At 66.6% G+C, this 23163-nt stretch carries 23 protein-coding genes; 6 read left to right on the forward strand and 17 right to left on the reverse strand.

All coding sequences use genetic code 11. The annotated features are described in order from the left end of the window. Positions 1-58: 58 nt before the first annotated feature. Both dacB and cutA read left to right on the forward strand, forming a co-directional pair. Positions 59-1579 carry a D-alanyl-D-alanine carboxypeptidase/D-alanyl-D-alanine endopeptidase gene (gene dacB / locus ACSQ27_RS19520; RefSeq protein WP_436157137.1) on the forward strand — a complete coding sequence of 507 codons (1521 nt, stop codon included), beginning with the start codon at positions 59-61 and terminating at the stop codon, positions 1577-1579. 167 nt (positions 1580-1746) lie between these two features. Further along, positions 1747-2148, forward strand: a complete 402-nt coding sequence (gene cutA / locus ACSQ27_RS19525) for a divalent-cation tolerance protein CutA (RefSeq protein WP_436157138.1) — start codon at positions 1747-1749, stop codon at positions 2146-2148. Positions 2149-2262: 114 nt separating this feature from the next. Here cutA and ACSQ27_RS19530 read toward each other — a convergent pair whose 3' ends face one another. The 5 genes from ACSQ27_RS19530 to purE form a co-directional block, all read right to left on the reverse strand. Continuing rightward, the gene (locus ACSQ27_RS19530) at positions 2263-2886 is read right to left on the reverse strand and encodes a LysE family translocator (RefSeq protein ID WP_436157139.1); all 624 of its coding nucleotides are present in this window, start codon (positions 2884-2886) and stop codon (positions 2263-2265) included. 45 nt (positions 2887-2931) lie between these two features. Then, the gene (locus tag ACSQ27_RS19535) at positions 2932-4395 is read right to left on the reverse strand and encodes a hypothetical protein (RefSeq protein WP_436157140.1); all 1464 of its coding nucleotides are present in this window, start codon (positions 4393-4395) and stop codon (positions 2932-2934) included. Between the two features lie 210 nt (positions 4396-4605). Continuing rightward, positions 4606-5604: an L-threonylcarbamoyladenylate synthase gene (locus ACSQ27_RS19540; RefSeq protein WP_436157141.1), complete on the reverse strand. Its 999-nt coding sequence runs from the start codon at positions 5602-5604 to the stop codon at positions 4606-4608. A 9-nt stretch (positions 5605-5613) separates the two neighbouring features. Next, positions 5614-6855, reverse strand: a complete 1242-nt coding sequence (locus tag ACSQ27_RS19545; protein WP_436157142.1) for a 5-(carboxyamino)imidazole ribonucleotide synthase — start codon at positions 6853-6855, stop codon at positions 5614-5616. After that, a complete protein-coding gene (purE, locus tag ACSQ27_RS19550; protein WP_436157143.1) occupies positions 6852-7361 on the reverse strand; it encodes a 5-(carboxyamino)imidazole ribonucleotide mutase in 510 nt (169 codons plus the stop codon). Before purE ends, ACSQ27_RS19545 begins: the two co-directional genes overlap by 4 nt. A gap of 181 nt (positions 7362-7542) precedes the next feature. Between purE and trxA the strand changes: the two genes are divergently transcribed. Next, entirely contained in the window at positions 7543-8433 is an 891-nt protein-coding gene (gene trxA, locus ACSQ27_RS19555) for a thioredoxin (RefSeq protein WP_436157144.1), read from the forward strand. Between the two features lie 50 nt (positions 8434-8483). Here the strand turns inward: trxA and ACSQ27_RS19560 are convergent, their stop codons facing one another. The 6 genes from ACSQ27_RS19560 to ACSQ27_RS19585 form a co-directional block, all read right to left on the reverse strand. Then, positions 8484-8879, reverse strand: coding sequence for a ribbon-helix-helix domain-containing protein (locus tag ACSQ27_RS19560; protein WP_436157145.1), 396 nt, complete (start codon positions 8877-8879; stop codon positions 8484-8486). An 86-nt stretch (positions 8880-8965) separates the two neighbouring features. Further along, positions 8966-9547 (reverse strand): DJ-1/PfpI family protein, encoded by a 582-nt coding sequence (locus ACSQ27_RS19565; RefSeq protein ID WP_436157146.1) that lies wholly within the window; start codon positions 9545-9547, stop codon positions 8966-8968. 118 nt (positions 9548-9665) lie between these two features. Next, positions 9666-10574 carry a phosphoribosylaminoimidazolesuccinocarboxamide synthase gene (locus ACSQ27_RS19570; protein ID WP_436157147.1) on the reverse strand — a complete coding sequence of 303 codons (909 nt, stop codon included), beginning with the start codon at positions 10572-10574 and terminating at the stop codon, positions 9666-9668. Between the two features lie 102 nt (positions 10575-10676). Then, positions 10677-11741: a class II fructose-bisphosphate aldolase gene (gene fba, locus ACSQ27_RS19575; RefSeq protein ID WP_074579197.1), complete on the reverse strand. Its 1065-nt coding sequence runs from the start codon at positions 11739-11741 to the stop codon at positions 10677-10679. A 144-nt stretch (positions 11742-11885) separates the two neighbouring features. Further along, the gene (locus tag ACSQ27_RS19580) at positions 11886-13223 is read right to left on the reverse strand and encodes a histidine kinase dimerization/phospho-acceptor domain-containing protein (RefSeq protein WP_436157148.1); all 1338 of its coding nucleotides are present in this window, start codon (positions 13221-13223) and stop codon (positions 11886-11888) included. Continuing rightward, positions 13220-13915 carry a response regulator gene (locus ACSQ27_RS19585; protein ID WP_436157264.1) on the reverse strand — a complete coding sequence of 232 codons (696 nt, stop codon included), beginning with the start codon at positions 13913-13915 and terminating at the stop codon, positions 13220-13222. The genes ACSQ27_RS19580 and ACSQ27_RS19585 overlap by 4 nt, the downstream gene beginning before the upstream one ends. Positions 13916-14044: 129 nt before the next feature. Here ACSQ27_RS19585 and ACSQ27_RS19590 point away from each other — a divergent pair, with 129 nt between their 5' ends. Next, a complete protein-coding gene (locus tag ACSQ27_RS19590) occupies positions 14045-14788 on the forward strand; it encodes a phosphatase PAP2 family protein (protein WP_436157149.1) in 744 nt (247 codons plus the stop codon). Positions 14789-14921: 133 nt separating this feature from the next. On the opposite strand, the gene pyk is transcribed toward ACSQ27_RS19590, so the two are convergent. The 6 genes from pyk to def all read right to left on the reverse strand — a co-directional run bounded on the left by pyk (position 14922) and on the right by def (position 20438). Next, on the reverse strand, positions 14922-16355 hold the full coding sequence (gene pyk / locus ACSQ27_RS19595; protein WP_436157150.1) for a pyruvate kinase: 1434 nt from the start codon (positions 16353-16355) through the stop codon (positions 14922-14924). Positions 16356-16470: 115 nt separating this feature from the next. Then, positions 16471-17664 carry a phosphoglycerate kinase gene (locus ACSQ27_RS19600; RefSeq protein ID WP_436157151.1) on the reverse strand — a complete coding sequence of 398 codons (1194 nt, stop codon included), beginning with the start codon at positions 17662-17664 and terminating at the stop codon, positions 16471-16473. Positions 17665-17778: 114 nt separating this feature from the next. Then, positions 17779-18114: an AzlD domain-containing protein gene (locus ACSQ27_RS19605; protein WP_436157152.1), complete on the reverse strand. Its 336-nt coding sequence runs from the start codon at positions 18112-18114 to the stop codon at positions 17779-17781. Then, positions 18111-18857, reverse strand: coding sequence for an AzlC family ABC transporter permease (locus tag ACSQ27_RS19610; RefSeq protein WP_436157153.1), 747 nt, complete (start codon positions 18855-18857; stop codon positions 18111-18113). Before ACSQ27_RS19610 ends, ACSQ27_RS19605 begins: the two co-directional genes overlap by 4 nt. Before the next feature lie 7 nt (positions 18858-18864). After that, positions 18865-19851 carry a methionyl-tRNA formyltransferase gene (fmt, locus tag ACSQ27_RS19615; RefSeq protein ID WP_436157154.1) on the reverse strand — a complete coding sequence of 329 codons (987 nt, stop codon included), beginning with the start codon at positions 19849-19851 and terminating at the stop codon, positions 18865-18867. A gap of 65 nt (positions 19852-19916) precedes the next feature. Continuing rightward, on the reverse strand, positions 19917-20438 hold the full coding sequence (gene def, locus ACSQ27_RS19620) for a peptide deformylase (RefSeq protein WP_436157155.1): 522 nt from the start codon (positions 20436-20438) through the stop codon (positions 19917-19919). A 229-nt stretch (positions 20439-20667) separates the two neighbouring features. Between def and ACSQ27_RS19625 the strand changes: the two genes are divergently transcribed. Then, a complete protein-coding gene (locus ACSQ27_RS19625) occupies positions 20668-21891 on the forward strand; it encodes a LysM peptidoglycan-binding domain-containing protein (RefSeq protein ID WP_436157156.1) in 1224 nt (407 codons plus the stop codon). A 96-nt stretch (positions 21892-21987) separates the two neighbouring features. Then, positions 21988-23094: a DNA-processing protein DprA gene (gene dprA / locus ACSQ27_RS19630; protein ID WP_436157157.1), complete on the forward strand. Its 1107-nt coding sequence runs from the start codon at positions 21988-21990 to the stop codon at positions 23092-23094. Positions 23095-23163: the final 69 nt, after the last annotated feature.

Consider the following 23163-nt stretch of genomic DNA (forward strand, 5'->3'; position numbering starts at 1 on the left):
GGCATATGCACCTGATTATCCCCGCCAATGGCCGGCGGGCTGCCGCGATAATCCCCGCATGACCCAAGACCCGCCGAGCCCGCGCACGCCGCACCTTGTTGCGCTGCGCCTGCTGGCCGCCGCGCTGATCGCCGCCACCCTGCCCTTCGCCCCCCGCGCCGCCCTGGCACAAGCCCCGCGCCTGCCCGCCCCGATTGAAAAAGCCCTGGCACGCGCCAAGGTGCCGCGCGACGCGGTGTCCATGCTGGTGGTCGAAGCGGCCAGCGGCAAACCGGTACCGCGCCTGAGCTGGCGCATCGACACGCCGATGAACCCGGCTTCGGTCATGAAGCTGGTGACCACCTATTCGGCGCTCGATGCGCTGGGCCGCGATTTCACCTGGAAGACCCGCATCATCCTGGATGGCAGCACCTCGGGCGGGCTGCTCAACGGCAACCTGGTGGTGCAGGGCGGGGGCGATCCCAAACTCGTCGTGGAGCGACTGCAGGCCCTGCTGGCCCAGGTGCAGGCCGGCGGCGCACGGGTGGTCCGCGGCGACATCGTGCTGGACCGCAGCGCCTTCAGCGTGCCGGCCACCGACCCGGGCGAGTTCGACGGCGAGCCGCTGCGTCCCTACAACGCGCGGCCCGATGCGCTGCTCATCAATTTCAAGTCCATCGTGATGACGTTCACACCGGACCTGCCCAGCGGCCGCGCACTGGTGCGCTACGAGCCGCCGCTGGCGGGCGTGCAGGTGGGTGCCAGCGTGCCGCTGGTGCGCGTGGCCCGCTGCGGCGACTGGCGCAGCGAACTGCGCGCCAGCGTCGAGAACCCGGTCAACATCGAATTCCTGGGCACCTATTCGTCGGCCTGCGGTGAAAAAATCTGGCCCAGTGCCTATGCCGACCCGGCCAGCTTTGCCGCGCGCGCCATCGAAGGCTCGTGGCGGCAACTGGGCGGCCTGCTGACCGGCACGGCGCGCGACGCCACGCCGCAGGAACTCGCCATGCTGCGCAGCACCGGCACGCTGTCGGGCCAAAAAGCCGCGATACGCTTTGAGCACCAGTCGCCGACGCTGCTGGAGGTGGTGCGTGACGTCAACAAGTATTCAAACAACGTGATGGCCCAGCACGTCTTCCTGACGCTGGGCCTGCACGCCAGCCTGGGCCAGCCCAAAGCCGGCACGCTGGACGCTGCCCATGCCGCACTGGCCGCCTGGTGGAAAAAAAACCTGCCGGGCACGGCAGCACCCTTGATGGACAACGGCTCGGGCCTGAGCCGCAATGAGCGCGTAACGGCGGCGGGCCTGGCGGCCCTGCTGCTGCACGCCGCCAAAAGCCCGCTGGCCGCGGACCTGGCCGACTCGCTGCCCGTGGCGGGCGTGGACGGCACGCTGCGTGAGCGCGGCAAGGGCGTGGTGGGACAGGCCTTTTTGAAGACCGGCTCGCTGCGCGACGTGACCGCGATTGCCGGCTACGCCAACGGCAACAGCGGCACGCGCTACATCGTGGTGGGGCTCATCAACCACCCGAACGCCGGGGCCGCGCGTCCGGCGCTGGATGCACTGCTGGAATGGACCGTGAAAGAAGCCGCCCGATAGTCCCTGGCTACCGCCAAAGCCGCAAGTTATCCCTGCCGGGTGTGGACAAGGCTGTTGATGACCACGCGGCTTGCGGGGCAAAACCCCATTTGACGCGGCCTGCGCCACAATGCCTCAAATTTAGGCAAGGGCTTGCCCGGCAAGGCAGGCTGAACCGGAGCGCCATGATGCAAGCCCCCCGTACACCCCATCCCCATACCCCCGGAAACAGCCAGGCCTATTGCGTGGTGCTGACCGCCACGGCCACGGCGGAGGAAGCGGAACACCTGGCGCGCGGCATCGTTGAAGCCCGATTGGGCGCCTGCGTGCAGATTCAGGCCATCCAGAGCATTTACCGCTGGCAGGGCGCGCTGTGCAAGGAATCTGAATTTCGCCTGTCGATCAAGACACGCCAGGCGCGGTATGCGGCGCTGGAGCGTTTTATCCAGGAGCATCACAGCTACGAGACGCCGGAGATTGTGCAGCTACCCATCACCGCGGGCTCTGCAGAATACCTTCAGTGGGTCGCTGAAGAAAGCCGGGGCGGGCAGGATGAGCCCGAGCCCGACGCCCAATTCGCACTTCCCTGAGAGCTGCTCACAAAACCCAGCGAAGCGGTCCTGGCTAGGCGCGCCGCCGCAGACAGTGCTCCAGCACGGCAAGGCGGCGCAACAACGCCAGGATGGTTTTGTGAGCAGCTCTCGCTAAGACCGCGCCTCGCGCAAGGACGCCGCCAGCAAGCCCAGCCCCAGCGCACCCACGGCCACCGAGGCCATGCGGTCAGCCGTTCCCCGCGTGCGGGCGTAGGCCAGCCGCACCCGTTCGCGCGAAAACAGATAGGCCAGCAGCGTGTGCCAGCACAGCGCGTTGGCCACGATCATGGCCACTGCCGCGCCCTGCAAGGCCGGACTGGGCGCGGCCGGAAACGAGGCGGCAAACACGCTGCCGAAAAAGAGCGCCGATTTCGGGTTGGTGATGTTGGTGAGAAAACCCAGGCGGAAAGCGGCGGCCGATGAGACCGACGGGCCGCCCTTGCCTAAAGCAAGGCCGCCCGAGCGCCAGAGACGGCTGGCCACATACAGCAGGTAGAGGCCACCGGCCACTTGCAGCGCAAGGCGCAGCCCCGGAAAGATCTTGAACACGGCATTGACACCCAGCACCGCGCAGAGCGCCCAGATGGCGGCCCCCGCCGTCACGCCCAGGGCCGCGAACACCGCGCTGCGCGCCCGGTCGCTGGCCGCGAGCTGCGAGACCAGCAGCACGTTGGCGCCGGGGCTCATCATGGCCGCGACATGGAGAAACCAGATGGTGAGGAGGATGGAGAGCATGGTCGTCCCTGGTGCAGTGATGTCGATAGCGCGGGCGCCGCCCGATCAAGGTGCCGCGGGCAGGTCGCTTCTTTGCAGCAGCACGGCCCGCTGGTCCATGGCCCGGATGGTCCAGCGCCCGCTGGTCCAGCTCGGCAGCTTTTCCACCATCCTGAAATCCCGGTGGCTCAAGAGCATGTAGCGTACATCGTACTTTTGCACGTAGTCAACCAGCAGTGCGTCGTCCTGAAAAAGGCGGCCGTTGAGCCAGGTGTAGGCGCCTCCGTAGGAGTCAATGCGTGAATCGATGGAAGGGCGAAGCCGTGGGTAGGCCCGATACACCAGCTCCGCTCCGAGCTCATATGAATTGATCACGTTGCCCTGCAAATCGGGGGCGCTCAACTTCTTGATCATGAAGCTGGTATAGCTTGGGCTGATCCCCAGCGCCGAATGCGGAAACGCGCCGAAGGCGTTGCCGAACTTCGAAGCCAGCCCCAATACAAGGGCCGCCGCGAAGGCACAAACGGCATAGACCCGAACAGGGGTCTTTGCGCCCTGTTGTCCCGCCGCCGCCAGCGCCGAAAGTACAAATGCCGCGACCATGCCCTGATAGACCAGGAATCGGACGGTCTTCAGCGCCAGGACCAGGAACATCAGGAACATCAGCGCCTCCACGGCGCTGAGCCTGCGCCATTGGACCCACATCACGGTTGCGGTGACGGCGGCACAGCCAAGTCCCATCCACACGGCAGGGACTTCGTACCAACCCGGGTTGAAGGTTGGCATCCACTCATTGATGATCATTTTGTCGGTGTCGGCGTGGCCGAAGTTCACGACAAACTGCAGCAGATCCAGGCCGAAGGGGTTGACCAGGCATGCGGCCAGGGCGGCAATGGAGAAGATGGCGAATGCCTTGGGAATCTGCTTTGGGCGCATATTCCCCGCAATACCTGAACGAAGCCCGTCCAGCCACAGGCCCACGGCATAGATCGCCGCGATGATGGGCGCCAGGATAAAAGAGCCATGTGTGTTGGCCCAAAGAACCACGACCAGCAAGGCACCGGCCCATGCAAGCGGCCGCGGCCTTGACCTGCAGATATCCAGCAAGAGCCAGTAAAAACCCAGAAGGAACAAGGAAACAAGCTCGGGGCGCAGGAAGTGGCGCTGGTTCTCAATCCCCACGGCCAGAAAGCCCAACAGCAAGGCCAGCGGCAAATTCTTGCCGCTGCGCCGGTAGGCAAGCCAGGCCATGAGGGTGAACAGCGCGACCCCGGCGGCCCCCATGACCAGGGGCAGCCCGTCTTCGCCAACCAGGCCGATGAGCCAGTAGAACAGCAGGGACGGCAGCCATTCGTGCGCGTTGAAACGGGCGTCGCGTATTTCCGTGAAGGGAAACAGGATGGTCTTCGGGATGGCATGGTCCCGGGCGATCAGTTCCCCCACCTTGGCCTGCAGCCAGAAGTCGTTGGACACCTGGGGCACAACGCTGATGAAGACCACCGCAATGATGATCATCGCCAAAGCCGCCATGCGCCAGCCCTTCAGCCAGGGGCTGGCATGAGGCGCATTCGCGGACACATTGTCCAGGGAGTGTTGTGACGCGGAGTGTTCCAAAATGCGCTTCTCGTGTGGAGGTTGACCGAGCGACCTTTTGGCACAGCGCGTGCATCCTGCGCAGCCACCGGCCTGGTTGGCGGAGCTCCGTTTATACCCCAGCGCGTTCCGGCACGGGTAAGGGCCTCAGCTCGCGGCAGCCCGCCCCAGCCGGTCGCGCACGCCGTCCCATTCGGCCTCCGGCGGCGGGTTTTCCACCCAGATCAGCTTGACGCCTTTGGCATCGAAGTCGCGCAGCACGGCGAACAACTGCTGGGCCGTGGCCAACGCATCGTCGGGCATGCGGCGGTACAGCACCTGCTCGGACTTGATGCGCACGATGCTGCGGGCATAGACCGCGATGTGGGCGGCTTCGGCGCCCAGCAAATCGAGTGCGGTCTGGATCGGCCCGGCGTCCATGAGGCGCAGCTTGGCGTTGGGGGCGTAATGCGCTTCCAGCGTACCGGAGGCGCGCGGCGCATCGCCCGCCAGGCCCAGGGCCTGCTGCTCGAACTCGTCCTTGCCCAGCACGGCCTCGCCGCAGGCGGCTTCGAGTTGCGCGCGCGTGAGTACGCCCGGACGCAGCAGCACGGGCCGGCCGCGTGTGCAGTCGACGATGCTGGACTCGATGCCGACATCGCACGGGCCGCCGTCCAGCACCAGCAGGCCGTCGCCGAATTCCTGCTGCACGTGCTGGGCGGTGGTGGGGCTGACGCGGCCGAAACGGTTGGCGCTGGGGCCGGCGACGCCGGTGTTGCAGGCCTTGAGGAAAGCCAGCGCGACCGGGTGCGCGGGGCAGCGCAGGCCGATGGAATCCTGGCCGCCGGCCGCGGCCGCGGCCACGCCGGGCTTGCGCGGCAGGATCACGGTCAACGGCCCGGGCCAGAAGGCTTTCATCAAACGTGCCGCAAAAGGCGGCACGCTGCTGGCGTAACCCTCTACATGCGCCGCATCGGCCACATGCACGATGAGCGGGTGGTCGGACGGCCGGCCCTTGGCCGTAAAAATACCGGCGACGGCCTGGTCGCTGGACGCGTCGGCGCCCAGGCCATACACGGTTTCGGTCGGAAAGCCGACCAGCTCGCCGGCCTGGATGCGGCGGGCGGCCTCCGCTATGGCCTGCGTATCGGTGCCGGGCAGAATCATTGGCGTCGATCAGATGTCTTCAAGGCCCGGCAGCCCCAGGATGGCCGCCGCCTGGCGCGCCGTGGCCTTGACGGCGGCGACGTCGGCGCCGGTGATGTTCAGGTGGCCCATCTTGCGGCCGGCGCGCGCTTCGGTCTTGCCATAAAGGTGCAGGTGCGTGCCGGGCAGCGCCAGCACGGCCGGCCAGTCGGGCGTGCGCGGATTGCCCTGGGCGTCGAACCACACGTCGCCCAGCAGGTTGAGCATGATGGCCGGCGAATGCTGGCGCGGCTGCGGCAGCGGCAGGCCGGCCATGGCGTGCACCTGCAGGTCGAACTGCGAGACGTCGCAGGCGTCCATGGTGTAGTGGCCGCTGTTGTGCGGGCGCGGCGCCATTTCATTGACGACCAGCGCGCCGTCGGCACTGCCGTCGTCGACCAGGAAAAACTCGACGCAGAGCACGCCGACGTAACCAACGTGATTCGCGATGGTGCGGGTGGCGGCCAATGCACGCTGCGCAAGGGCCGCGGGCATATTGCCTTCGTAGGCCTGGGTGACGGCCAGGATGCCGTCCACGTGCACATTGCGCTGGGGCGCGAAGCCCACGATGCGGCCGTCCCAGCCGCGCGCCACGATGACCGAGCACTCGGCCTTGAGCGGCAGCATTTTTTCGAGCACGCAGGGCGCCTGCTTCAGGCCGGCCCAGGCGGCGGCGAGTTCGGCCGCATTTTTGACGCGGACCTGGCCCTTGCCGTCGTAGCCCATGCGCGCGGTTTTCAGGATGCCTGGCAGCAGGTCGGCAGGGACAGCCTCGAGTTGCGCCTGCGTTTCAATCACCGCATAGGGCGCGCAGCTGACGCCGGCCAGCACGCCGGATTCGGCGGCGCTGGCGGTGAAGTGCGATTTTTCCTCGATGCGGTTCTGCGCGATGGCGACGGCGGCGGCGCCCGGCGCCACGGGGCGGCTGGCGGCCAGCGCCTGCAACGCGGCGGCGGGCACGTTTTCAAATTCGGTGGTGATGGCGGCGCACAGCGCGGCCAGCTGCTTGAGCCCCTGCTCGTCGCCGTAGCCGGTCCGGATGTGGTGGTGGCTCACCAGGCCCGCCGGGCTTTGCGCGTCGGGATCCAGCACCGCGGTGAAATAACCCAGGCGCTGCGCGGCGTGCACAAACATGCGGCCCAGCTGGCCGCCGCCCATCACGCCCAGCGTGGCGGGCTGGCCGGAGGCGGAAACGGTGCCGGGGAAAACGGGGAGACCGGAAGGAAGGCTCATGCGGGCGGCAGGGTCATGGCGTGGGCGGCGGCGGTCTGCTCGGCGCGGAAGGCCTGCAGCTGGGCGGCCAGCGCCTTGTCGTGCAGGGCCAGCATGGCCACCGCGAACAGGGCCGCGTTGGCCGCACCGGCGTTGCCGATGGCAAAGGTGGCGACGGGAATGCCCTTGGGCATCTGCACGATGCTGTGCAGCGAATCGACGCCCTGCAGGTGCTTGCTGGCCACCGGCACGCCCAGCACGGGCACGGCCGTTTTGGCGGCCAGCATGCCGGGCAGGTGGGCGGCACCGCCGGCGCCGGCGATGATGGCCTGCAGGCCGCGGCCAGAGGCTGCTTCGGCATAGGCGAAGAGTTCGTCGGGCATGCGGTGGGCCGACACCACGCGGGCTTCGTGCGCCACGCCGAACTGGCTGAGGATCTGCACCGCGTGCTGCATGGTCTCCCAGTCGCTGCTGGAGCCCATCACCACGCCCACCAGCGGGGCGGCCGTATTGTTTGTCGTCGTCATTGGGACCTTCTGGGTCTTGGGGTTTGCAGGCCGTTCGCCCGTAACCCCTGATTTTAAGGGTCAGGCGGGCGGGCAGCGGCAAACGGGGCCTGCATGCTATCGTTTGGGCCTGCTCCCGGGCCACGCCAGCCGCGCCGCGGCGGTTGAAACCCCTTATTCCAGCCCCATTTTTCACAGAATCATGATAGACGTCACCCTTGCCAATTTCGAAGCGGAAGTCGTTGCCGCTTCCATGACCACCCCCGTGCTGATCGACTTCTGGGCGCCCTGGTGCGGCCCCTGCAAGTCGCTGGGCCCGATCCTGGAAAAGGTGGAAGCCGAATACGCCGGGCGCTTCAAGCTCGTGAAGGTCGATTCCGACCAGGAGCAGCAGCTGGGCGCGGCCTTCGGTATCCGCAGCATCCCGACCTGCATCCTGATGATGAACGGCCAGCCGGTGGACGGTTTTGCCGGCGCGCTGCCCGAAGGCAAGGTCAAGGAATTCCTCGACAAGCACCTGCCCCCGGCAGGCGAGGCCGAGGAGCAGGAACTGGCGCTCGAGGAAGAAAGCACCGACCCGTCCGACGTCCTGGAAAAGCTGCAGCACGCGGTGGCCGCCAACCCGGCCGACGACAACGCTCGCTTCGACTACGTCAAGCTGCTGCTGCAGATGGGCCGCGAGGACGACGCCAAGGTGGCATTCGCGCCGGTGATCGCGCAAACCACGGTGGTGCGGCGTTTTGATTCGCTCAAGCGCTGGATGGACGCCATGGACTTCGCCGCCACCCAGGGCGCGGGCGCCGCTGCCGGCCTGGACGCCAGGATCGCCGCCAACAGGCGCGACTTCGAAGCGCGTTTTGACAAGGCCCGCGGGCTGATGGCCCGGCAGCGCTGGACCGACGCGCTCGACGAGCTGCTGGAAATCCTGATGCGCGACAAGGCCTGGAACGAGGACCTCGCGCGCAAGACCTATATCGCCGTCCTCGACGTCATGGAAGCGCCCAAACCCAAGGTCGCCGATGGGCAGATTCCGCCGGAGGATCCGGTTGTGGCGACTTACCGCCGGCGCCTGTCCAGCGTGGTGCTCAGCTGAGAAGGCTGCGCCTGTCGCCGTGGCGCTGCGTCAAGCACCGTTCAGGCGCTTTACGCGGCCAGTGTTTGCGGATCGCCGCAGGCCCGCGTTTCCCCAGATGAAAAAGGCCGCCGCTCCGTAGCCAGCACGCGCTGAGCATTGAGGCTGCGGATGGGAATGGACGCGTCGCGCGGGATTCCGCCCGAAAGCTGCAGCGCCAGGTAACGGCCGCAGCACACGCGCAGGAAGGACGCAAAATTGTCGACCCCGCCCCGCTCGGCCACCAACTCGTCGTGCAGGCGGGTGCACAGCTGGGGCACGCTCATGCCGTCGCGCCGGGCGACGTCGCCCAGCACGTCCCAGAACAGGTTCTCCAGCCGGATGCTGGTGGCCACCCCGTGCAGGCGGACCGAGCGGATACGGCTTTCGTAGAGCGCCGGGTCGGCGTTGATGAATACCTCGCACATGATGTGTCTCCAGCTGCGGTTTTTTCGGGCGGCACCGCCGTCACTTTCTCAGGCCAAGGAAATCATGCGCCGCACACCGGCCGGCGTCAATGTGTGATCCGCGTCCCGAGCAAAACCAGGAACTGCGCAATCCAGGCCGGGTGGGCCGGCCAGGCGGGCGCCGACACCAGGTTACCTTCGGTATGGGCCGCGTCGATGGCGATGTCGGCATAGCGACCGCCGGCGCGTTCGACCTCGGTGCGGCAGGCCGGGTAGGCCGAGCAGGTCCGGCCCTTGAGCACATCGGCGCCCGCCAGCAATTGCGCCGCATGGCAGATGGCGGCCACCGGCTTGTTGGCCTCAAAAAAGTGCTTCACCATGGCCACCACGGCCGGGTAGGTGCGCAAGTACTCCGGTCCACGCCCGCCCGGCAGCAGCAGCGCGTCGTAGCTCTCGGTCTTGACATGGGCGAAGGTGGCGTTCAGCGCGAAGTTGTGGCCCGGCTTTTCGCTGTAGGTCTGCGCGCCTTCAAAATCGTGGATCGCCGTCTTGATAGTGTCGCCAGCCGCCTTGTCGGGGCACACCGCATGCACCGTGTGGCCCACGGCCAGCAAGGCCTGGAAGGGCACCATGGTTTCATAGTCTTCGCAATAGTCACCGCAAATCATCAATATCTTTTTGCCTGCCATGTCTGTCTCCTGGGGATGGGATGAAGGAACAGACAGATTCTGGACACACCACGGCGATCCGTGGTGTTAGCGGGCTGTGACATCAATGTACAGAGGACGGGCCCGGCCCGCGGCGGCCTCAGGCCGTCAGCCGCGTCAACGCTTCCTGGTACTTGGCGGCGGTCTTGGCGACCACATCGGCCGGCAGGTGCGGCGAGGGCGGGGTCTTGTCCCAGGGCTTGCCATTGATGCGCACGGCTTCCAGCCAGTCACGCACGAACTGCTTGTCGTAGCTGGGCGGGTTCTGGCCGGCCGCGTAAGCGGCTTCATAACCTTCGATGGGCCAGTAGCGGGAGGAATCGGGCGTCAGCACCTCGTCCATCAGCGTCAGCGTGCCGTTTTCATCGAGGCCGAATTCGAACTTGGTATCGGCAATGATGATGCCTTTGGTCAGCGCGAAGGCGGCGGCGGTGCTGTAGATCTCGATGCTGATTTTTTTGATCCGCGCGGCCAACTCCGGGCCGACGATCTTGACCACCTGCTCATAGCTGATGTTCTCGTCGTGCTCGCCGGCTTCGGCCTTGGCGGCTGGCGTGAAGATGGGCTCGGGCAACTTGCCGGCGTTCTTCAGGCCCGCGGGCAGGGGCACGCCGCAGACCGCCTGGCTTTCCTGGTATTCCTTCCAGCCGCTGCCGGCAAGATAGCCGCGCACCACGGCCTCGACCGGGATGGGCTTCAGGCGCTTGACCAGCATGGAGCGGTTCACCACCTGCGGGATTTCGGCCGGCGTGACCACGCTTTCGGGCGATTCGCCGGTCAGATGGTTGGGGCAGATGTGGCCCAGCTTGCCGAACCAGAACAGCGCCATCTGCGTGAGCAGCGCGCCCTTGCCGGGAATCGGCTCACCCAGGATGACGTCGAAGGCGCTGAGCCGGTCGCTGGCCACCATCAGCAGCCTGTCCTTGCCCACGGCGTAGTTATCGCGCACCTTGCCGCGCGCGAGCAGGGGCAGGGAGGTCAGGGCGGAGGTATGGAGTGCTTGGGTCATGGTGGGGGGCATGGGAGAGGGGTCAAGTAAAAAGCCCGCGACTTGCAAGAGTCCGCGGGCTTTGAATTATCGCCAATCCGCGCGGGCGGACGGCGGGAATTTTCAGTGGACGACTTGAGCCAATTCGCCCTTGGCGTATTTGGCGGCCACGACCTGCAGGGTGTCGCCCTTGATCTTGGCGCCCTGGCCTTCGCAGCCGAACTGGATGTAGCGCTGCTTGCAGATCTGCTTGGCGGCTTCGCGCGCGGGCTTGAGCCATTCGCGGGCATCGAACTTTTCGGGGTTCTCGGCCAGGAACTTGCGCACCGCGGCCGTCATGGCCAGGCGGATGTCGGTGTCGATGTTGATCTTGCGCACGCCGTGCTTGATGGCTTCCTGGATTTCCTCGACCGGTACGCCGTAGGTTTCCTTCATGTTGCCGCCGTACTGGCGGATCAGGGCCAGCAGCTCCTGCGGCACCGAGGAGGAGCCGTGCATCACCAGGTGGGTGCTCGGAATGCGTTTGTGGATTTCCTTGATGCGGTCGATGGCCAGGATGTCGCCGGTGGGCTTGCGGGTGAACTTGTAGGCGCCGTGGCTGGTGCCGATGGCGATGGCCAGCGCGTCGATCTGCGTGCGTTTGACGAAGTCGGCGGCCTGCTCAGGGTCGGTCAGCAGCTGTTCGCGCGTCATGGTGGCATCGGTGCCGTGGCCGTCTTCCTTGTCGCCCTTCATGGTTTCAAGCGAGCCGAGGCAGCCGAGTTCACCTTCCACGGTAACACCGTATTTATGGGCCAGCTGCGAGACCTTTTTCGTCACCTCGACGTTGTAGTCGTAGCTGGCGATGGTCTTGCCGTCGGCTTCAAGCGAGCCGTCCATCATCACCGACGAAAAACCGAGGTCGATGGCGCCCTGGCAGACGTCGGGGTTCTGGCCGTGGTCCTGGTGCATGACCAGCGGGATGTTGGGGTACATCTCAATGGCCGCCTGGATCAGGTGCTTGATGAAGGGTTCACCGGCATATTTGCGGGCGCCGGCGCTGGCCTGCAGGATCACCGGTGCGCCGGTTTCCTTGGCCGCTTCCATGACGGCTTGCACCTGCTCGAGGTTGTTGACGTTAAAAGCCGGAATGCCGTAGCCGTTGACTGCCGCATGGTCCAGCAGCTCGCGCATCGAAACGAGTGCCATGATCAGAATCCCCAGAAAGTTAAAACGCTGCCGAAAAAGGCGAGGTCCCCGCAGAGGGCCGCGCAGCACGAGGGCTGCATGCAAAGGCCGTAACCGCGAAGTAACCGAGGCCTTCATTCTACCGGCTGCGTAAAGACCACTTATTTAAGGAGTTAGCGGCAGAACCATGCGGTAACAGCGTGTAAAAGGCGCGGGTGCAGCTGGCTGCGTGAATCGGCCGCCGTGCACGTCCATTACGCGGCCGACGATTTTGTGGCCCAGGCCCAGCCTTTCGGCCGAGGGCGCCGCGGTGCCCTGGGAGGCTTGGCCGTCATCGCAGACCTGCAGCCACGTCGCGCCTTCGTCACGACCCCACTGGACGCAGACAGCCGTGCCGCGGGCCGTGTGGTGCAGGGCGTTATCGACGAGATTGCGCAGAGCCAGCTCCAGCAGCAGCGGATGGGCCAGCACCTGCAGCCCCTCCTCACCTTGCACGCTGAGCGTGTGGCCGCTTTCCCAGGAGGCCTGCGCGTAGCCGGCCACTACCTGCCCGGCCAGCGCGCCCAGGTCCAGGCGCTGCATTTGCTGCTGCAGGTCGGCGCGGCTGGCCCGCGCCAGCGAAAGCAGTTGGGCGATGACGTGCCCGGCGCGCATCGCGTCGGCGCCTATCTGCGCCAGCGCCTGCTCGCGCGCCTCGGGCGAAAGTTCGCCGCGCAGCGAGGCCGCCTGCAGGGCGATGGAAGCCAACGGCGTGCGCAACTCGTGCGCCACCTCGCTGGCGAGTTGGCGCTCGCGCTCCAGCGAAGCCTGCTGCTGGCCCACCAGCGTGTTGATGGAACGCACGACCGAGTTGAACTCGCGATAGGGATGGCGGGCCTCGAGGCGCTCGGCCTTGTCCACCTCAAGCTCAGCCACGTCGCGCGACAGCGCCTGCAGGGGACGCAAACCGCGCCAGATGGCCGCCCCCAGCGCGAGCGCCACCACGGGCAGCAGCCACAAGCCCGGCTCGGCCAGCTGGCCGGCGACGTCGGCGGCCATTTCATCGCGCTCGTCGGCGCGCACCAGCACCATCACCTGCCGCGTGTGCGAGGCATCCCACTGCGAAAAACTGCGCCAGATGGCCGGCGGCGTGCCGAGTTCCAGGTCGGCGAAACCGGCTTGCCCACTGAACGGCGGCAGGGGCGCGTCGCCCGAGCGGGCCAGCAGCCGGCCGCCGGCATCGCGCACCAGCACGCTAAGGGAGGGCTGGTAGTCGTGGCTCTTCAGCGCGGGAAGGACGGGACGGACGGTTTCCCGGGCGGCGTCCACAAAAGGCGGCAGGTCCAGGTTGAGCATGAGCGTCGCCGTACCGGCCAGGTGTCCGTCGGTCAGCTCGCCGGCCTCATGGACGCCTGTCCGGTAACCCACCGCCACGAAACCGGCCCAGACCAGCAGCAGCGCCGCCAGCACCCACAGCAGAAGGCGGCGCGTGAGCGAAGCCTGCGGACGCACAACCGGCTTCATGCGCCATCCTCCCGCGGAATGAAATAACCGACGCCGCGCATGGTCTGGATCAGGCCCTCACCCAGCTTGCGCCGCAGGTGGTGCACATGCACCTCAACCGCGTTGCTGCCGACGGCGTCCTGCCAGTTGTAAAGGCGCGCTTCGAGCTGCTGGCGCGACAGCACCCGGCCGCGCGACTCCAGCAGCAGGAGCAACAAGGCGAACTCACGCGGCGCCAACTCAACGGCCGCACCCGCGCGCAGCACGGTGCGGGCCGCCGGGTCTATCACCAGCTCGCCGTGGACCAGCAGCGGATGGGCGCGGCCCGCCGCGCGCCGCAGCAGCGCGCGCATGCGAGCCTCGAGTTCATCCAGGTCGAAGGGTTTGACCAGATAGTCGTCGGCGCCCAGGTTGAGGCCCGAAATGCGGTCGGCGACCTGGTCGCGCGCGGTCATGATGAGCACCGGCGTCAGCGGGTCGGGCAGAGCCCCGGCCGCGCCCGCGCGGGCCTGCCGAAGCTGCAGCAGCAGGTCGCCGCCGTCGCCGTCCGCCAGGCCCAGGTCCAGCAGCACCAGGTCAAAGGGCTCGCCGGACAGGGCTGACCACGCCGAAGCCAGGCTGGCGCAGGCGTCAACCGCATAGCCCCGCTGCTGCAGGTTGGTCCGCAGGCCCAGGGCGATGCCGGCATCGTCTTCCACCACCAGGATTCGCATGGGCCCATTGTCGGCGCTGCGGGCCATGGCGGGGGATATCGCAGGCCGCCTGCAAGGCCTTAAGGGTGAGTTAAGAAGCTCCCACTATCTTGCGGCTTCCCCTTGGCCACTCGCTTGCGCGAAACTCCCATGACCGCTTACTCCTTCGCTGGCGACAGCGCCCCCCGCGCGTCCCGTGTTTTCCTGGCAACGCTGCTCGGCCTCGCGCTGCTGCTGGCCTGGGACCATTCAGGCCTGGACCTGTGGATGGCACACGGGTTCGGCACCCCGGCCGGTTTTCCCCTGGAAGACCACTGGTTCTGGCGCGGCACCCTGCACGACGACATCCGCTGGCTGCCCTGGGGGGTGGAACTGGCGCTGCTGGCGGCCGTCGTGCGGCCTTTCGGCGCCCTGCGCCGGCTGGCCGTGGAGCGGCGCGTGCAACTGGCGCTGACCACACTGGTGTCGCTGCTGGCGGTCTCCACCCTCAAGCTGCACAGCCTGACGAGCTGCCCCTGGGAACTGCATGAATTCGGCGGCACGGTGGCCTATGTATCGCACTGGGCCTGGGGCGTGCACGACGGCGGCAGCGGCGGCTGCTTTCCTGCCGGCCATGCCTCGGCGGGTTTTGCTTTCCTCGGTGGCTTTTTTGCGTTCCGCCACGCCCGGCCCCGCGCGGCGCGGCGCTGGCTGGCGGGAGCGCTACTGGCAGGTTTCATATTGGGCCTGGCGCAACAGGTGCGCGGCGCCCATTACATGAGCCATACGCTCTGGACCGCCTGGCTGTGCTGGGTCTCGGCGGCGCTGGTCGACAACATCGTCAGCCAAATGCTTTCACAAAAGCCGTCGCCGGCTCAGGTGCAGGTGCCTGTACTCGCGGCGCCAGGGTCATAAACCCAGCGACCGCCGCGGAGGGCTGGTATTCCACCAGCATGAGCCGCGGGACTGGCTTTGCCAGACCGCAGGCGGGCGGCCCCCTCGGGGGGCAGGGAGCTACACGAAGTGAGCGACCGTGGGGGCTCTATATCTAAGCCACTCTGCAGATTTTGAGCATGTTGGTGCCGCCCGGCGCACCCATGGGCTCGCCGCAGGTGATGGCGTACACGTCGCCGCTTTGCACGATGTTGCGGCGCAAGAGATGGCCTTCGGCCTGCTCGAGCGCGGTGTCGCGGTCGGCGCTGGTGTCCATCAGCAGGGGGCGCACGTTGCGGTACAGCGCCATCTTGCGCTGCGTCGCCAGGCGCGGCGTGAGCGCGTAGATCGGCACGCGGATGTCGTGGCGGCTCATCCACAGGGGGGTGGAGCCGCTGTCGGTCAGCGCGACGATGGCCTTGGCGCCCAGGTGGTGCGCCGTGAACAGCGCGCCCATGGCGATGGACTGGTCGATGCGGCTGAAGGTTTTGCCGGAGAAATCGCCCTCCAGCTCCTTGTATTCGGCTTTCTCGGCTTCCTCGCAGATCTTGGCCATTTCCTCAACCGTCTCCAGCGGGTATTTGCCGGCGGCGGTTTCGGCACTGAGCATCACCGCGTCGGTGCCGTCCAGCACCGCGTTGGCGACGTCGCTGACCTCGGCGCGCGTGGGCACCGGGTTGACGATCATGGACTCCATCATCTGCGTGGCGGTGATGACGACCTTGTCGCCGGCGCGCGCCATCTTGATCATGCGTTTTTGCAGCGCCGGCACGGCGGCGTTACCGACTTCCACGGCCAGGTCGCCGCGGGCCACCATGATGCCGTCGCTGACGCGCAGGATTTCTTCAAGCTTGGGAATGGCCTCAGCGCGCTCGATCTTGGCGATCAGGCCGGGCTTGTGCTTGTAGGGCGCGGCGGCCACGTTGCACAGTTGGCGCGCCATTTCCATATCGGTGGCGTTCTTGGGAAAGCTCACGGCGACGTAGTCGGCCTGGAAACTCATGGCCGTCTTGATGTCTTCCATGTCCTTGGCGGTCAGCGCCGGGGCGGTCAGGCCGCCGCCCTGCTTGTTGATGCCCTTGTTGTTGGACAGCTCGCCGCCCAGCTTGACGGTGGTGTGCACTTCTTCGCCGCGCACCACGTCGACGGTGAGCACGATCAGGCCGTCATTGAGCAGCAGCACGTCGCCGGCTTTGACGTCGCGCGGCAGTTCCTTGTAGTCCAGGCCCACGCCCCTCAGGTCGCCGGGCTCGGTGCGGGAGGCGTCGAGGATGAATTTCTCGCCGGGCTCGAGCTGGACCTTGCCTTCGGCGAACTTGCCGACGCGGATCTTGGGGCCTTGCAGGTCGGCCATGATGGCGACTTCGCGGCCGGCGCGCTGGGCGGCTTCGCGCACCAGCTGGGCCCGGTCCACATGGTCCTGGGCGGTACCGTGGCTGAAATTGAGGCGCACCACGTTGACGCCGGCGCGGATCATTTTCTCCAGCAGTGCGGGGTCGCTGGAGGCGGGTCCGAGGGTGGCAACGATCTTGGTGGCGCGACGCGGCATAGGGAATGTCTCCATGTAATTTAGTTTCTGATTTTCACACGGAAACAGTTACGGAGGCGTTACCAATTTGGCGCCCGGGGCCATTACCGACCCCTGCGGCGCCCCGCGAAAGCGCTCAGCCCGCGGCGCGTTTCTGCAGAATTTCAAAAGCTGGCAGCGTCTTGCCTTCCAGCACTTCGAGGAAAGCGCCACCGCCGGTGGAGATGTAGCCCACCTGCTTTTCAATGCCGTACTTGGCGATCGCAGCCAGCGTGTCGCCGCCGCCGGCAATCGAGAACGCGCTGCTGTCGGCAATGGCGCGCGCGATGCCTTCGGTGCCTTTGGCAAACGCGTCGAACTCGAACACGCCGACCGGGCCGTTCCAGACAATGGTGCCGGCGGCCATCAATTGCGCCGCGAGCCGGGCAGTGGTTTGCGGGCCGATGTCGAGGATCAGGTCGTCGTCGGCGACGTCGGTGGCTGCTTTGACGGTGGCCGGCGCGTCGGCGGCAAAGGCCTTGGCGGTGACCACGTCGGTCGGGATCGGCACTTCGGCGCCGCGCGCCTTCATGGCTTCGATCACGGCCTTGGCTTCAGCCAGCAAATCGGCTTCGGCCAGGCTTTTGCCTATCTTCAGGCCGGCGGCCAGCATGAAGGTGTTGGCGATGCCGCCGCCCACGATGAGCTGGTCCACATTGGCGGCCAGCGACTTGAGGATGGTGAGCTTGGTCGACACCTTGCTGCCGGCCACGATGGCGACCAGCGGCCGGCGCGGGCTGGACAGCGCCTTGGAGATCGCATCCATTTCGGCGGCCAGCAGCGGGCCGGCACTGGCCACGGGCGCAAACTGCGCGATGCCGTAGGTGGAGGCTTCGGCGCGGTGCGCGGTGCCGAAGGCGTCGTGCACAAAAATATCGCAGAGTGCCGCCATCTTGCGGGCCAGCTCTTCGCTGTTTTTCTTCTCGCCCTTGTTGAGGCGGCAGTTCTCAAGCAGCACCAGCTGGCCGGGTTTGACATCCACGCCATCCACCCAGTTGGACATCACGGGCACTTCGCGTTTCATGAGTTCACCCAAGCGCTTGCCCACGGGCGCCAGCGAGTCGGCCGGCTTGAATTCGCCTTCCACCGGACGCCCGAGGTGGGAGGTCACCATGACAGCCGCGCCGGCGTCCAGCGCCATCTGGATGCAGGGGATGGAAGCACGCACGCGCGTGTCTTCGGTGATGTTGCCGGCATCGTCCTGCGGCACGTTGAGGTCGGCACGGATGAACACGCGCTTGCCGGCAACTTTGCCGCTGGCGCACAGGTCGGAGAAACGGATGAAATTCATGGAAAGGCTCGCAAGGGATGTGGATCTTCAGGCCGGTGCCGGCCTGAGCTGCCGCAATTGTAGGCGGGCGTTTTTCCCTGAAGCCTGCCGCGAAGCACCTTTGCGTTTGCTTACCTACCAACCCAGGAGGATGTGCAGCGGCAGGTAAACCGCCATGCCGGCCAGGATGGTGCCCAGCACGCCGTGGCGCCAGTAATACCAGGCGGTGCCCGCAATGACGGCAAAAAGGCGGGCGTCCTTCCAGGTGGCGATCAGGTGGCCCTGGGTCATCACCATTTCCGGCACGATGACCGCCGCCAATGCGGCGATGGGCGCGTAGTGCAGGCCGCGCTGGGCCCAGGCCGGCAGGGTCCAGGGTTTGTCCGACAGGAAAAAGAAGCAGCGCGTGAGGACGGTGATCGCCGTCATGCCGAGGATGGTGGCCACGGTCCAGAGATCGGTCTGGTTCATGCGGCGTCTCCGGTGCCGGGCGCGGGTGCGGCGGGCTTGGCCGGCACCGGTTTTTCAAGCAGCAGGCAGACGGCCACCGCGGCGGCGATGCCCACCAGGATGTTGAGCTTGAGCGGCAAGGCAAAGGTGGCCACGGCGGCCGCGCCTGCAATGCCGGCCGACACCACGCGCAGCCGTGTGGTGGCCAGCGAGCACATGATGCCCAGCAGCGCGAGGATGCCGGCAAAGCCCAGGCCCCAGGACAGCGGAATGGAGTTGGCCAGCGCGACGCCCAGCAGGCTGGCGCTGACCCAACTGACCCAGCTGACCCCGCAGCTGCCGACCCAGTAGGCCTCCTGCCCGCGGATGACCAGCGGGTCGGTGGAAGGGTGCGGGAAGCGCTTGGTGAACAGCACGTAGTTGAGGTCCGCCATGGCGTAGCCGTATATCAGGCGCTGCCACAGGCTCTGGTGCATCACATAGGGACGCAGGTGGGCGCTGAAGACCATAAAACGCAGGTTGACGCAGAACGAGGTCGCCAGGATCACCCACATGGGGGCGCCGGCCACGATGAGCGGAAGCGCCGCGAGCTGCGAGCTGCCGGCAAACACCAGGATGGCCATGAGCAGCACCTCGATCAGGCTCATGCCCGACTTGGCCATGGCCACGCCCGTCATCAGGCCCCAGGCGGCAATGCCGGGCGCCACCGCCGCGAGTTCGCTGGCGCCCACCCGGAACTCCGGATGCTTGAACAATGTTTTCACAAAACCCTCATTCCTGTTGATCTGCCGGCGCCTGGCTGAACACCATGCCGGGCCGGATGTCGAAACCGCGTAAAAAATCGGCCGCATCCAGCGCCTTGCCGCCGGCTTTTTGCAGGCGGCTTACACGCAGCACGCCGTCGACGGCGGCGATGTCTATGCCTTCAGCGCCGGCGGCCAGCACCTGGCCGGCCTCTGCGCCGGCGGGCCGGGCCGCACCGGCGAGGATTTCGGCGCGCCAGAACTTGAGGGTCTGGCCCGCCAACACCCCGGCCGCACCTGGAAAGGGATTGAAAGCGCGGATACGGCGTTCCAGCACGGTAGCGCTTTGCGTCCAGTCGATCATGGCCTCGTGCTTTTCAATCTTGTGGGCGTAGGTCACGCCCTCCGAAGGCTGGGGCGTGGCCGTGAGACCGCCGCAGGCCGCGAGTTCCAGCGCCTCGACGATGAGCCGCCCGCCCAGGCCGGCCAGCCTGTCGTGCAGGGAGGCTGTGGTGTCTTGCGCGGCGATGGGCAATCGGTCCACCAGCAGCATGTCACCGGTGTCCAGCCCGGCATCCATCTGCATGATGGTGATGCCGGTCTCCGTGTCGCCGGCCTCGATGGCGCGGTGGATGGGGGCGGCGCCGCGCCAGCGCGGCAGCAAGGACGCATGGATATTGAGGCAGCCGAGCCTGGGGGCGTCCAGCACCCATTGCGGAAGAATCAGGCCGTAGGCCGCGACCACCATGAGGTCCGCACGCGCGGCGGTGATGGCCTCACGGGCGCTGGCTGCGTCATCGGGAAATTTGCCGTCCAGGCGCAGGCTGCGGGGCTGGGCGACCGTGATATGGGCGGTTTCAGCCCATTGTTTGACGGGGGAGGCTTGCAGTTTCATGCCGCGGCCGGCGGGGCGGTCGGGCTGGGTCAGGACCAGGGGGATCTCAAAACCGGCTGCGTGCAATCTTTCGACGGCGACTCGGGCGAACTCAGGGGTACCGGCAAAAATGACGCGCATGGCGCCTGATTCTAAAGAGTCCTAGGGAAATCCCGGACCGGGGGGCGCCAAAGCCCCGCGGGCGCTCAGCGGGCGGCGTCGCGGTCCTCATCCTTTTTCTGCTTGATCATCTTGGTCTTGATGCGGTTGCGCTTCAAGGGAGAGAGGTATTCGACAAACACCTTGCCCAGCAGATGGTCCATCTCATGCTGGATGCAGACCGCCAGCATGCCTTCGGCTTCGTAGACCTGCGGCTTGCCGTCCAGGTCCAGGGCCTGGACCTTGATCGCCGTGGAGCGCTCCACCCCGTCATAAATGCCGGGCACGGACAGGCAGCCTTCGTCGCCGACGCGCGTTTCAGGACTGGCCCAGACGATTTCGGGGTTGATCAGCACCATGGGCTGGTTGCGGTCCTCGCTGACGTCGATCACGATCAGGCGCTCATGCACGTCAACCTGGGTGGCGGCCAGGCCTATGCCCGCCGCCTCATACATGGTTTCAAACATGTCGTCGGCCAGCTTGCGCAGGCGGGCGTCCACGGCCGCCACGGGTTTGGCCACCGTGTGCAGGCGGGGATCGGGGTAACGAAGAATGGTCAGCTGGCTCATGGGGGAAGGCAAGGGAAAAGGAGGGGCGAAGGGGAGATGTCGCTATTTTCGCCACTTTTCTCGGTTTTTCAGCATCCTGATATTCCCAGAATCGTGTATTCGTTGCTTAATCAAGGGCTTAGGTACAAAATCGTTAGTAATTTATCAAGATATGACACGGTCTTTTCCGCCTGTAACCGTTGCGGATCATGCCGTGCCAGTCCCCTAAAAGCGCCGAAGGCCTACAAAGATGCAAACAATTTTTGGTCGTTTCAGTCAAATTTCAATAGCCGCCACCGCCCTTCTGGGCATTGCCGGCGGCCTGCATGCCCAGAATTTCCCCATCACACCGGGCCAAAAAGCAACAGCCACCCAGGTGGCCCAGGCGGGCGTCCCGCTCAGCGAACTGGCGCCCAACGCCCCGGACGAATACACCGTCAAGCGCGGCGACACGCTGTGGGCCATCTCCGGCATGTTCCTCAAAAGCCCCTGGCGCTGGCCGGAACTGTGGGGCATGAACCTGCAGGACATCCGCAACCCCCACCGCATCTACCCCGGGCAGCACCTTTACCTGGACAAGACTGGTGGCCGCGCCACCCTGCGCACGCGCCAGGCCTCGAGCGACGGCCCGCCGACGGACACGGTGCGCGTGTCGCCCCGCACCCGCTACGAATCCCTGGCCGACAACTCGATTCCCACGCTGGCGAACAATGTCATCGAACCCTTCCTCTCGGAAGCCGTCCTGGTTGACGATGCGACCTTTTCAAGGGCTCCCCGCATCGTCGCCGCCCAGGAAGGGCGCGTGCTGCTGAGCCGTGGCGACCGCGCCTATGCGCGCGGCGAGTACGTGGGCGGCGTTGCCACCGGCACTCCCCTGAGCGACGCAAAAGGCCAGCCGCTGGATTACCGCGTCTACCGCAATGCCACGGCCCTGAAAGACCCGACCACCCAGCAGATCCTGGGCTACGAGGCGCAATACATCGGCAAGGCCGAACTCATGCGCGGCGAATCCGTCACCCAGATTCCAGGCAAGGACGGCAAGCCCCAGCCGGAAATCGTGCCCGCCACGATTGACATCGTGTCCACCAAGGAAGAAATGCGGGTGGGCGACCGCCTGCTGCCCGAGCCCGCCCGGGAGCTGGTCAGCTACGTCCCGCACGCGCCCGCCACCCCTATCACGGGCCAGATCGTCTCCATTTACGGCAGCGCCGTGGCAAATGCGGCTGAAAACCAGGTCGTGGTGATCAACCGGGGCGCCGCGGACGGGCTTGAGCGCGGCCATGTGATGGCCATCCTCAAGGACGGCGAGCGCCTGGCCGACAAGACCGACAGCGCACGGCCGCAGATCAAGCTGCCCAACGAGCGCAACGGCTTGATGATGGTGTTCCGCACCTTTGACAAGCTCTCCTACGCGCTGATCCTGCAGATCACCGACGGCGTCAAGGTCGGCGACCGCTTCGTCAACCCGAATTAAGCGCGCCGCCTGCGTCCGGGCCCGCCACGGCGCGGCCCGCGGACGCGGCGCCGACACGCCCGCCCATCGCCGGCCCTCTCCCAAAGCCAGACCGACGTGGACACGCAAGAGCTCCAGGCCTGGCTGCGATTGACCCTTTCCCCCGGCGTGGGAAACGACACCGCGCGCAAACTGCTGGCAGCTTTTGGGTCGGCGCAGGCCGTCTTCAGACAGAGCGCGGCCGCCCTCACACAACTCGGCACCACCAAGCTGGCCAAGGCCATCCAGGCAGAGCCGCCGGCTTTGGCGGCCCAGCTGCAGCTCACCCTCGAATGGCTGCAGGCCGGCGACGACAGGCGGGTCGCCACGCTGGGCGACGCCGCCTACCCCACAGCCCTGCTCGACATCGAGGACCCGCCCCTGATGCTCTACATGCTGGGCACGCTGGCCGCGCAGCCAACGGCGGCTCCGCTTATCGCCATCGTCGGCAGCCGCAACCCGACGCCGCAAGGCGAGGCCAATGCCCGGCAGTTCGCCAAGGCCTTCGGCGGCGCCGGGCTTTGCGTGGTCTCGGGGCTGGCCCTGGGCATTGACGGCGCGGCGCACGATGGCGCCCTGCTGGGCGGCGGCGAGACGATTGCCGTGGTGGGCACCGGGCTGGACAGGGTCTATCCCAAGAAGCATCTCGCGCTGGCGCACCGGATTGCGCAGCACGGCATGATCGTCAGCGAATTTCCGCTCGGCACGCCGCCGCTGGCGGCCAATTTCCCGCGGCGCAACCGCATCATCTCGGGCCTGTCCCGCGGCACCCTGGTGGTGGAAGCGGCGCTGCAATCGGGCTCGCTGATCACGGCACGGCTGGCGGCGGAGCAGGGCAAGGAGGTCTTTGCCATTCCCGGCTCCATCCACTCGCCCCAGTCCCGCGGCTGCCATGCGTTGATCAAGCAGGGCGCGAAGCTTGTGGAAGTGGCGCAGGACGTGCTGGAAGAGCTCAGGCTTTCCACCGCCCCTCGCCCAGCCGGCAACGATGAGCCGGAGGGCGGCCCGGACGCCGGTGACCCGCTGATCGCTGCCCTGGGCTTTGACCCCGTCAGCCTGGACGCCTTGCAGGCGCGCACCGGGCTGGACACCGCGCGGCTGCAGGCCAGCCTGCTGGAACTCGAACTGTGCGGGCAGGTGGTGCGCTTGCCGGGCGGGCTGTTCCAGCGTCTCGCAGCGGGTTGACGCGGCGAATTCCGATGCGCCTCAAGCCCCTGGCCGGATGATTGACACGGCCGGCTGCATCTGCGTTAT

Origin of the sequence: Polaromonas sp. LjRoot131 (assembly GCF_964252805.1) — a bacterium.
GTDB lineage: Bacteria > Pseudomonadota > Gammaproteobacteria > Burkholderiales > Burkholderiaceae_C > Polaromonas.

What these genes read in the sequence shown, in the direction of transcription:
- def (WP_436157155.1), bottom strand. Translation starts at nt 20,438, where the DNA reads ATGAGCCAGCTGACCATTCTTCGTTACCCCGATCCCCGCCTGCACACG.
- ACSQ27_RS19625 (WP_436157156.1), top strand. Translation starts at nt 20,668, where the DNA reads ATGCAAACAATTTTTGGTCGTTTCAGTCAAATTTCAATAGCCGCCACC.
- ACSQ27_RS19530 (WP_436157139.1), bottom strand. Translation starts at nt 2,886, where the DNA reads ATGCTCTCCATCCTCCTCACCATCTGGTTTCTCCATGTCGCGGCCATG.
- purE (WP_436157143.1), bottom strand. Translation starts at nt 7,361, where the DNA reads ATGACGACGACAAACAATACGGCCGCCCCGCTGGTGGGCGTGGTGATG.
- pyk (WP_436157150.1), bottom strand. Translation starts at nt 16,355, where the DNA reads ATGCCGCGTCGCGCCACCAAGATCGTTGCCACCCTCGGACCCGCCTCC.
- ACSQ27_RS19580 (WP_436157148.1), bottom strand. Translation starts at nt 13,223, where the DNA reads ATGAAGCCGGTTGTGCGTCCGCAGGCTTCGCTCACGCGCCGCCTTCTG.
- ACSQ27_RS19565 (WP_436157146.1), bottom strand. Translation starts at nt 9,547, where the DNA reads ATGGCAGGCAAAAAGATATTGATGATTTGCGGTGACTATTGCGAAGAC.
- cutA (WP_436157138.1), top strand. Translation starts at nt 1,747, where the DNA reads ATGCAAGCCCCCCGTACACCCCATCCCCATACCCCCGGAAACAGCCAG.
- trxA (WP_436157144.1), top strand. Translation starts at nt 7,543, where the DNA reads ATGATAGACGTCACCCTTGCCAATTTCGAAGCGGAAGTCGTTGCCGCT.
- ACSQ27_RS19600 (WP_436157151.1), bottom strand. Translation starts at nt 17,664, where the DNA reads ATGAATTTCATCCGTTTCTCCGACCTGTGCGCCAGCGGCAAAGTTGCC.
- fba (WP_074579197.1), bottom strand. Translation starts at nt 11,741, where the DNA reads ATGGCACTCGTTTCGATGCGCGAGCTGCTGGACCATGCGGCAGTCAAC.
- ACSQ27_RS19570 (WP_436157147.1), bottom strand. Translation starts at nt 10,574, where the DNA reads ATGACCCAAGCACTCCATACCTCCGCCCTGACCTCCCTGCCCCTGCTC.
- fmt (WP_436157154.1), bottom strand. Translation starts at nt 19,851, where the DNA reads ATGCGCGTCATTTTTGCCGGTACCCCTGAGTTCGCCCGAGTCGCCGTC.
- ACSQ27_RS19540 (WP_436157141.1), bottom strand. Translation starts at nt 5,604, where the DNA reads ATGATTCTGCCCGGCACCGATACGCAGGCCATAGCGGAGGCCGCCCGC.
- ACSQ27_RS19605 (WP_436157152.1), bottom strand. Translation starts at nt 18,114, where the DNA reads ATGAACCAGACCGATCTCTGGACCGTGGCCACCATCCTCGGCATGACG.
- ACSQ27_RS19545 (WP_436157142.1), bottom strand. Translation starts at nt 6,855, where the DNA reads ATGAGCCTTCCTTCCGGTCTCCCCGTTTTCCCCGGCACCGTTTCCGCC.
- ACSQ27_RS19585 (WP_436157264.1), bottom strand. Translation starts at nt 13,915, where the DNA reads ATGCGAATCCTGGTGGTGGAAGACGATGCCGGCATCGCCCTGGGCCTG.
- dacB (WP_436157137.1), top strand. Translation starts at nt 59, where the DNA reads ATGACCCAAGACCCGCCGAGCCCGCGCACGCCGCACCTTGTTGCGCTG.
- ACSQ27_RS19560 (WP_436157145.1), bottom strand. Translation starts at nt 8,879, where the DNA reads ATGTGCGAGGTATTCATCAACGCCGACCCGGCGCTCTACGAAAGCCGT.
- ACSQ27_RS19590 (WP_436157149.1), top strand. Translation starts at nt 14,045, where the DNA reads ATGACCGCTTACTCCTTCGCTGGCGACAGCGCCCCCCGCGCGTCCCGT.
- ACSQ27_RS19535 (WP_436157140.1), bottom strand. Translation starts at nt 4,395, where the DNA reads ATGGCGGCTTTGGCGATGATCATCATTGCGGTGGTCTTCATCAGCGTT.